The organism is Rhodococcus sp. EPR-147 (assembly GCF_001647185.1).
Lineage (GTDB): Bacteria > Actinomycetota > Actinomycetes > Mycobacteriales > Mycobacteriaceae > Rhodococcoides.
Genome location: NZ_LVCU01000307.1, coordinates 1 through 2108, shown reverse-complemented (window position 1 = coordinate 2108; position 2108 = coordinate 1). Strand labels below are relative to the sequence as shown.

The following is a 2108-nucleotide window of genomic DNA, read 5'->3' as shown; positions in this document are numbered from 1 at the left end:
GGCGACCACGGACAACTCGCCGCCGGCCAGATCCCGCCCGAGTTCGAGCCGTGGCTCGCCCTCTCGGCCGCTCAGTGCCGCGAGCTCTCACCCGCGATCCTCGCCGCGCAGCTCAAACAGGAAGCAGGCTTCACACCTGGCCTGACCAGCCCCGCCGGTGCCGAGGGGTATGCGCAGTTCCTACCCGGCACCTGGGCCTCCTACGGTTTCCCCGTCGACGACAACGGCGTGGTCACCGGGGCAGCGGGGGAGGGGGACCCCAACGACATCGGCGACGCCGTCATGGCCCAGGGACGGTACAACTGCTCGGTCGCCGACACCCTGCGACCGGGGATCGAATCCGGTGCCATCACCGGCGATCCCGTGGAACTGATGCTCGCCGGATACAACGCCGGCCCCGGCGCGGTACAGCAGTTCGGCGGCGTCCCGCCGTACTCGGAGACACAGAACTACGTCACCACCATCACCGCCACCGCATCCGACTACGACCTGGCCCGATAGCCGCCACCGACCAATGCTCGACGGAAAGGCCCACTCATGAGCACCGCACCGACACGCACCAACCACCACCTGACGTCCCACGACCGGCATCGAGCACTGACAGCCCTTGCTCTGACCTCGGTCATCGTATGGACGGTATGGGCTGTTCCCGTCGCCCGATTGATCCTGGAGTCGATGATCACCACGATCGAGGACAGCGGCCGCGCCGCGGCGACCCGCGACGTTCTCGCGCATGGTTGGTGGGCCGTCATCGTCGTCACCGCGGCGATGACCATAGGCAGCGTCGTCGCTGTCGCCGACGCCTCTGCGCGAGCGCAGAACTGGACTGTCACTGCGCTCCGCAAAGCCATCCACTTGGCGGCGACCGCGCTCGTCATGTGGGCGATTTGGACGGTCAGCGTGATCGCCGCAGCAGGAGTCCCCACCGTCGGTTAGCGCTGCACCCACCGTCAGATTTGTTGTCGGTGGCCACCAGGACACTGACACCATCACAGACCAAGGAGCACAGACATGGCACAGATCCTCGACCACAACCTGACGGATACCCCGATCGTCGATTGGCTCGAAGTCATCGCCAAAGCCGCTGCACTGGGCCAGATCTCCGACACCGACCCCGAACCGACGACGGCAGTCGGCCCGCAGGAGATCACGCCATGAGCCGCCGAACATCGTTACTGCTCGGATGCCTGGCCCTCGTCGGCATCGTCGCGATCACGGCTGTGGCCGTGTTCCTGTTCGGGAAGCCGGATGAACCCATCGCGCCGGCCACCGACGCCGGAATCGCCATCGACCCCTCGGCCACCGACCCGGCCGGTGTCGCGACGGCGGTGATGTCGGGGGTGTTCAGCTGGCAACCGGCAGTGCAGGATTCACCGTGGGTTTCCTTGCACGAACAACGCGACAACCTCACCGGACCGATGGCCACCGCCGCCGCGGCGCGCCCGGATCCGCAACCGCAACCGCAACCGATGTCGGAATGGTCGGCGTGGTCCCGCAGCGACGACGTCATCACCGCCGTCACCACACTCGACGGCGACCCCACCATTGGCTCCGCGAAAGCAACCGTCCCGGTGATCATTTCGCAGACCGTTCAACACACCAGCGGCGAGACCACCCCGTACACCACCTACACCGCGACCGTCGACGTCGAACGCACCGACGACGGCTGGAAAGTGTCGAACTACCGCCTCGACAACGCAAGCCGATAGTCGATTCGACCTGCAGGCGAGGGCGTCGGCGCTGCGCCCGTGCGCCAACCGTGGTCAGGGGCCGGCGACTGGGGTGTCTCGCGGACAATCAGGCAGTATCGACAACCACGACCACTGGCTCGCTGCGCGGAAAGAGCGAAACAGGCACCACGATACTCCCTTTCAGAAGAAGGTCAGCTGATCCTCGTCCACGCGACGGCGACCGGGCCTCGCTCTACGCGGTCCGGTCACCGGCGTGTGCAGCGATTGTTGGGGCGGTGGGGGAGTGAGGTCCAGCATCCCGAGACCGGCACCTGCACGTCGCACTAATTCCGCTCGGACCCTGGAGCGTTCGAGCGTGCGGGCTCGGCCGGTAGCCGTCTCGCGGTCGTTCCATTCCGATTCCCAGACAGCCGATCC

At 66.6% G+C, this 2108-nt stretch carries 5 protein-coding genes; 4 read left to right on the top strand and 1 reads right to left on the bottom strand.

What is annotated here, in order from left to right; all coding sequences use genetic code 11:
* The 4 genes from A2J02_RS28275 to A2J02_RS14590 all read left to right on the top strand — a co-directional run.
* Positions 1-501, top strand: a 501-nt coding sequence (locus A2J02_RS28275) for a lytic transglycosylase domain-containing protein (protein ID WP_197478033.1), incomplete at its 5' end; no start/stop codon positions are given.
* 36 nt (positions 502-537) lie between these two features.
* Positions 538-936 carry a hypothetical protein gene (locus A2J02_RS14595; RefSeq protein WP_068050834.1) on the top strand — a complete coding sequence of 133 codons (399 nt, stop codon included), beginning with the start codon at positions 538-540 and terminating at the stop codon, positions 934-936.
* 75 nt (positions 937-1011) lie between these two features.
* A complete protein-coding gene (locus A2J02_RS27720; protein ID WP_156516226.1) occupies positions 1012-1158 on the top strand; it encodes a hypothetical protein in 147 nt (48 codons plus the stop codon).
* Positions 1155-1709: a hypothetical protein gene (locus A2J02_RS14590; protein WP_068050833.1), complete on the top strand. Its 555-nt coding sequence runs from the start codon at positions 1155-1157 to the stop codon at positions 1707-1709. The genes A2J02_RS27720 and A2J02_RS14590 overlap by 4 nt, the downstream gene beginning before the upstream one ends.
* A 162-nt stretch (positions 1710-1871) precedes the next feature.
* On the opposite strand, the gene A2J02_RS28725 is transcribed toward A2J02_RS14590, so the two are convergent.
* Positions 1872-2108 (bottom strand): hypothetical protein (locus A2J02_RS28725; RefSeq protein ID WP_231911463.1); only part of this gene is annotated, 237 nt, incomplete at its 5' end.

Excerpts from the sequence above, each read along its gene's own strand:
- A2J02_RS27720 (WP_156516226.1), top strand. The coding sequence starts at position 1,012 with ATGGCACAGATCCTCGACCACAACCTGACGGATACCCCGATCGTCGAT.
- A2J02_RS14590 (WP_068050833.1), top strand. The coding sequence starts at position 1,155 with ATGAGCCGCCGAACATCGTTACTGCTCGGATGCCTGGCCCTCGTCGGC.
- A2J02_RS14595 (WP_068050834.1), top strand. The coding sequence starts at position 538 with ATGAGCACCGCACCGACACGCACCAACCACCACCTGACGTCCCACGAC.